This window comes from Sulfurivermis sp., from assembly GCF_059410345.1.
On sequence record NZ_JBLJDO010000039.1, the window covers coordinates 1 to 5433 of the forward strand.

A 5433-nucleotide genomic window follows, 5' to 3' on the forward strand; every position below is an offset into this window, starting at 1 on the left:
CGCCACGGCCAGTAGGCAATGGCGAACACCCAAACCAGCGCCGCCACCGTCAGCCAGCCAAACCACAAGAAGGGACCGAAATTGCCGCGCCAACCCAGCACACACACCCATAGAGCCAGTGCCAGCATCAGATAGCCCAGCAGGCGGAACACCCGTTTGAGCCAACGCGCCGGAATCCGGCGCAGCAACAGCTTGCCTTCACGGTCATTGGCCAGCGCCAACAGCACCAGGCCGGCCAGGGTCAGCAGGCTGATAAGAGTCCGTCCGAAACGCTGCAATCCGGCTGTCACTGTCTGTCTTCCCGTTCAGCAAACCACGTTGCGGTCGCAGGGGAGGCTTCGTCCATACGCCATGCCACCTGATGCACTGCGCCATCCCGCCCCACCACCGTGAGCCAGAGCTCACTGTCGGCGGCGGTATTGCTCGGCAACTGGATGAGGGCACGGCGATCCCAGTGGCGGCCCTCGAAGAGCGAGCCGGCATTGCGCGGGCTGCGCGGTTTGTGCACTTTCAGGTAGGCCGCACGAATTTCAGTATCACAGCCCTCGCAGAAACGCAGGTGCCAGGTCTTGATCGGAACGCCGAGGTGCGCGAGCGCGGGTGGCCCCCGGCGGTCTTCGGCCAGACGGAACGGCCATGGTCCGGCTTGACCGTGCAGCACATCGGGGCGGGCAAGCGGCGCTTCAGGCGTGTGATACAGCGTCCAGCCGAAGCCAAGTGGCAGAAGCACCAGCACCGCCTCCAGCAACAACCGCCCGAAAACGTCCAACTTGCCCTGAGGAACAGAGGCGGCTGGAGAGGGGGGGCGGTTGTCGGATGTTCCTCCGTCCAAACCGCTCTCCTGCGAAGGGAGAGGAGGCCTGGCCAAGGTTGGCTGGGCGCGCCCTGGCCAATACGTAATCGTGAGTGCCACCGTCGTTGCCGCTACCGTCAGCCAACCAAACCACAACACCGTGCCGAAATGGCCAAACCAGCCCCATATACACACCCCCAGGGCCAGAATCAGAAGCGGCCAGCCCAACAGGCGGAACATGAATTTCTCCCGCCTCGTCGCCGTCCGGCGCAACAGAATCTTGCCTTCACGCTCGCTCGCCAGCGCCAACAGCATGAAGCCGCCCAAACTCAGAGTCAGCACCAGCCAATGCCAGCCAACGATCAGATTCGGCATCATGACCCAACCCCTTTCAGAACGACCCAGCACAACGCAGAGGCCACTCCGGTCCATGCTGCTAGCCATGCCCAGGCACGGGTGGCGCTGCGGGCGTGGAATACCCACAGCAGGATCAGGAGGTAAATCAGAAAGCCAGGCTTGAGCGCTGCGATGCGGCCTTGCACATCCGGCGCGGACATGAACAGCGCCAGCAGCAGCGTGGTCAGTGCCGATGTCAGCGCGTAGCCGCCGAGCGTCGCGGCCAGGGTGCGAGAGGCTACGCTGACGCGATGGCGCACCATCGTGCTCAAACGGGAATAGACAGGGATAAGCATGGTCACTGCCTCCCTGCCGCGAAGATGTTCGCCGCAACCGACGGCGTATCGGCCTTGATCCCGCGTCGTCCCAGCTTCCAGGCTATTGTCCCGAACATCGCTGCCAGCCCGAACATCGTCAGGTCGAAGCCCGCCAGCGGCCAATCGCCAGCCACAATCGTCACCCCCAGATGTCTATCAGTTGTCAGCGCATTGACCACAGGCACCAGCCCGAAAGCTCCTGTTGCCAGCCACAGGGTTTCCACCCAGGCGCGTTTTTCCGGGCGCAAAGCGGCATAGCAGAATAGCCAGCCCCAGACGAGGAACATCGCATGCAACTCCCACGCGGCGCGCTCGGCCATGGATACCGGCAGCAGGCGGTTAGCCCAGAAGTACGCGGCAACCGCCACCGGCAGGCCGGCCAGTACCGCAACGTTCAGGCAGGCCATCAGGCGCAGGCCGAAGTGTTCTGGAGTGTCGCCCTTCGTATGTCGCGTCCGGCGTTTGACTACCCACAACACCATGCCGGTGGCGATCATGAAGCACCCCAGCAGGCCAGAGATGAAATACAGCCAGCGCAGGGGATAGGTGGCATACCAAGCTTCGTGCAGGGAGACGAGGGTGCGAAACCACGCAGTTCCCCCATCGTGCCCACCTACCACCGACAAGCGTCGGCCAGTGAAGGCATCAAATCGCAGTGTCGTCGAATCGGTGACTGTTCTCGTCAGTTCGGAGCCAAAAGGGCGCGACACATCCACCGACAACCCCTGGCCCTGTCTATGCTGAACCATGATCTGGCCGACATTACCTTCCCCGAAAACAGCCTCGGCTTCGGCAATCAACTGAGCCATTGGCACCTGCGGACGCAGTCCGATGGCTAGCTCGGCGGGTTTGGTTGGTGCATCGGGCTTGAAATGCGCAACGATATCCCCGGGTATCGGCAAATAATGCCCGCTGTAATACACCAGCCCGGTATAGAGGATCATCACGAAAAACGGCAACGCCATAACGCTGCTGACGTTGTGCGCGTCCAGCCATGAACGTTGGCCCTTGCCGGGGCGGAAGGCAAAAAAATCCTTGAATATTTTCTTGTGTACAATCACTCCGGTCACCACCGCCACCAATGCCAGAAAGGCGCAAAGCCCGGCAAGATAGATACCGGTCATCTCGTCCATGTAGTGGAACTGATGGTGCATACGGCGAAAAGCCACACCGCCTTCGGTCTCGCGGACTTCGGGACGCAGCACTTCTTCGCCGGTCAATGGGTCAAACCACTGCGGTCGAGGATTGGGAAAAGCACGAACCACCAGATGCGTCCGGCTGGCTACATTGTCCGGCTGGTTTCTGATGTGGGCTGGCTTGATCTGCCACAGTCTGGCATCCGGAAATTGCGCAATCAGCAGGTCCAGCGCCTGTTCGACTTGCTCTGCTTGTGGCGCCTGTTGCAAACCGACTTCCAGCGGTCGCTCCGGCTCCATCCAGCGGGTAATGTCGTACATAAAGTACGAAGCCGTACCGGTGACGAAGATGAAGAAGATGGCCCAGCCCGTCACCAGGCTGCTCCAGGTATGCAGCCAAGCCATGCTTTGTCGAAAATACGTTTTCATTGATCGGAGTCCTGTACGGTAGTACCCCCCGCTTGCTAGCGGCGGGTGCATGATTGGCTCGATCAATAGCTGGCGCGCAGCGTCAGCATGACGTTGCGCGGCTCACCGTACCAGTTGCCGTAGTCAGCCGTGCCGACTACCTGGTAATAGCGTTTATCGAACAGGTTGTTGACGTTGAGCGCCAGCGTCCATTGCGGGTTGAAGCGGTATTCGGCGAAGAGGTTCACCAGCCCCCGGCCAGGTTCGGTGAACTCATAGTCGACAGTCGGTCCATCGTACAAACCGCTGACAGAATTGAAAGTACTAGCCGATCCGGACACATACGTCTTGCTCTGTGCCGTCACGCCGCCACCGACCTTCAACCCGGTCAGTTGGCCACGCAGTTGATAGCTGGTCCACAGCTTGAACAGGTGTTCCGGTGTAATGGTGCTGAAGACCCCTTTGCTTTGTCTGTCTTCGTTGTCGTTGTAGGTATAACCGAGCGCAAGCTGCCAGCCGGGGAGGATTTCACCGCTTATCTCGGTTTCGATGCCCTTGCTGACGCGGTGGCCAGTATCGAGGAAGCAGCAACTGCTTCCCAAGTCGCCCGATGTGTTGGGATAACTAGGGTCTCTGACTGCCGTTCCCTTGCGGTCAGTTTTGTACAGAGCCAGCGAAGTGTTCAACCTGCCGCCGAAGTGCTCACCTTTGAGACCGATTTCATGGCTGCGTCCGGTGATCGGATCAAGAGGGGAGCCAGGAAGAGGTCCAGCGAGATTGGTTGATTGCGACTGGTAAGTATCAGCAACACTGGCATAGGTAGTCCAAGAGTTGTTGATGTCATATGTGACGCCGATGTGCGGAGTAAATACCGAGTCATCCTTGCGTGCAATCTGGCTAAAGGAGGTTACCAACCCCGAAGGCACTCCATACATATACTGTGTCTGTTTGAAGTCGTACCAACTCAGTCGCCCACCGAGAAGAAGAGTCAAGGGGTCGGCGATTTCCAGCGCCAACGATCCGTAAAGCCCTTTTTCTGTCCGGTCCTGATCGCGATCAGAGAAGGGATAGTACGGATCCGACGAACCATACCGCGCAGGATCGAAATTAAAAATTTCCGCTTCTATACGATTGTTACGGCGTGCGCCGGTTAGCGATAGCTCAAGGTCACTCCTGTTTGCCCCAAGCATCAAACGGTGCTCACGCCCAAACATTTGAAACTTCCCTTTGAGCACAGCATCAATGGTGCGTTGTGTCTCGGGGTAGTGGTAGGAGGCGCCGCCCCAACCGCTGGCAAAGCCGGAGCCGGTCAGAGGGTCAATAGCCCCTAGAAAAAGGTGGTCCTGGCGATAACTGTCGACATGGGTACGGGATACCTCGACGCCCAGAGACCAGTCCTCACCGATCGTTTGGTCTACACGGGCAAAAAACGAGTGACGCTTTCGCAATGTGTTGTCGTCAGACGAGTTTCCGAAGAAACTGCGCGGTAGTCCAAGATCGTCGCCATTGCTGTAGCGCGGAATGCCGAAGCTCCAGAATGTCGCATCATGGCGATCATAGTGGGCGCCGATTGTGAGCATGGTACTGTCGGTCACATCTGCCTCGACGATGCCGTAAAACACCTGCTTGTCACTGTCGGCGTGGTCATAGAAAAATTCGCGATCTTCCAATGCGGTGACGAAACGGCCACGAACACGGCCATCCAGAGCCAGTGGGCCGCTGATGTCGACCTCAGTGCGGAAGTTGTTCCAGCTTCCGGCGGAAAGCATGCCCTTGAACTGAAAGTCGTGCGTCGGCTTCTTGCGCACCAGATTGACGACGCCGCCCGGATTCCCCGACACGCCGTACAGCGCATCCGAACCGCGCAGCACTTCGACGCTGTCGTACAAGGCCATGTCGATCTGCTCGGTCACCCATCCATTCGAGAGTGAGCTGTTGCCGTCGATCTGGAAGTTGCCGATCTCGAAGCCACGGGAATAAAAGTAGGAACGCGAAGTGTCGTACAACTGATGCACGACGCCGGGTGTCTGCTCCATGACGGATTCAAGCGTGCTCAACCCTTGATCCTGCATCCGCTGAGCGGTCATCACCGTAACCGATTGCGGCGTTTCGCGCAGGCTCTGGCCCTTGCCATAGGTGGAGCTGCCACTGCTGTATGAACCCGTTCTCTCGGTGACACCAATCCGCTCGGCTGCGGCCATTACGGTAACTGGCGCCAGCAGTGCTTCGCTTCTCCTGTCGACTACCGGTGCTGGACGCACGCTCAGCGTCCCGCTTTCGGTTACGACCAACTCCAGCCCCGTGCCGATCAGCGCCTGTCGTGCGGCATCCGTGGTGCTGAAGTTGCCGCGCACCGGCGCACTGGTCTTGCCGGCGACCAGCG

Annotated in this window: 5 protein-coding genes; all 5 read right to left on the reverse strand. The window is 59.3% G+C overall.

Going from position 1 to position 5433, the window contains the following annotated elements:
• Positions 1-290, reverse strand: a 290-nt coding sequence (locus tag ACMV8A_RS15440) for a DUF3325 domain-containing protein (protein ID WP_495326776.1), incomplete at its 3' end; no start/stop codon positions are given.
• Positions 287-1171, reverse strand: coding sequence for a DUF3325 domain-containing protein (locus ACMV8A_RS15445; RefSeq protein ID WP_495326777.1), 885 nt, complete (start codon positions 1169-1171; stop codon positions 287-289). The genes ACMV8A_RS15445 and ACMV8A_RS15440, both read right to left, overlap by 4 nt.
• A complete protein-coding gene (locus tag ACMV8A_RS15450) occupies positions 1168-1485 on the reverse strand; it encodes an iron transporter (RefSeq protein ID WP_495326778.1) in 318 nt (105 codons plus the stop codon). Before ACMV8A_RS15450 ends, ACMV8A_RS15445 begins: the two co-directional genes overlap by 4 nt.
• A gap of 2 nt (positions 1486-1487) precedes the next feature.
• A complete protein-coding gene (locus ACMV8A_RS15455; RefSeq protein ID WP_495326779.1) occupies positions 1488-3071 on the reverse strand; it encodes a PepSY-associated TM helix domain-containing protein in 1584 nt (527 codons plus the stop codon).
• Positions 3072-3133: 62 nt separating this feature from the next.
• Positions 3134-5433, reverse strand: a 2300-nt coding sequence (locus tag ACMV8A_RS15460) for a TonB-dependent siderophore receptor (RefSeq protein WP_495326780.1), incomplete at its 5' end; no start/stop codon positions are given.

Coding starts and splice junctions, on each gene's coding strand:
- ACMV8A_RS15455 (WP_495326779.1), bottom strand. CDS start 3,071: ATGAAAACGTATTTTCGACAAAGCATGGCTTGGCTGCATACCTGGAGC.
- ACMV8A_RS15445 (WP_495326777.1), bottom strand. CDS start 1,171: ATGATGCCGAATCTGATCGTTGGCTGGCATTGGCTGGTGCTGACTCTG.
- ACMV8A_RS15450 (WP_495326778.1), bottom strand. CDS start 1,485: ATGCTTATCCCTGTCTATTCCCGTTTGAGCACGATGGTGCGCCATCGC.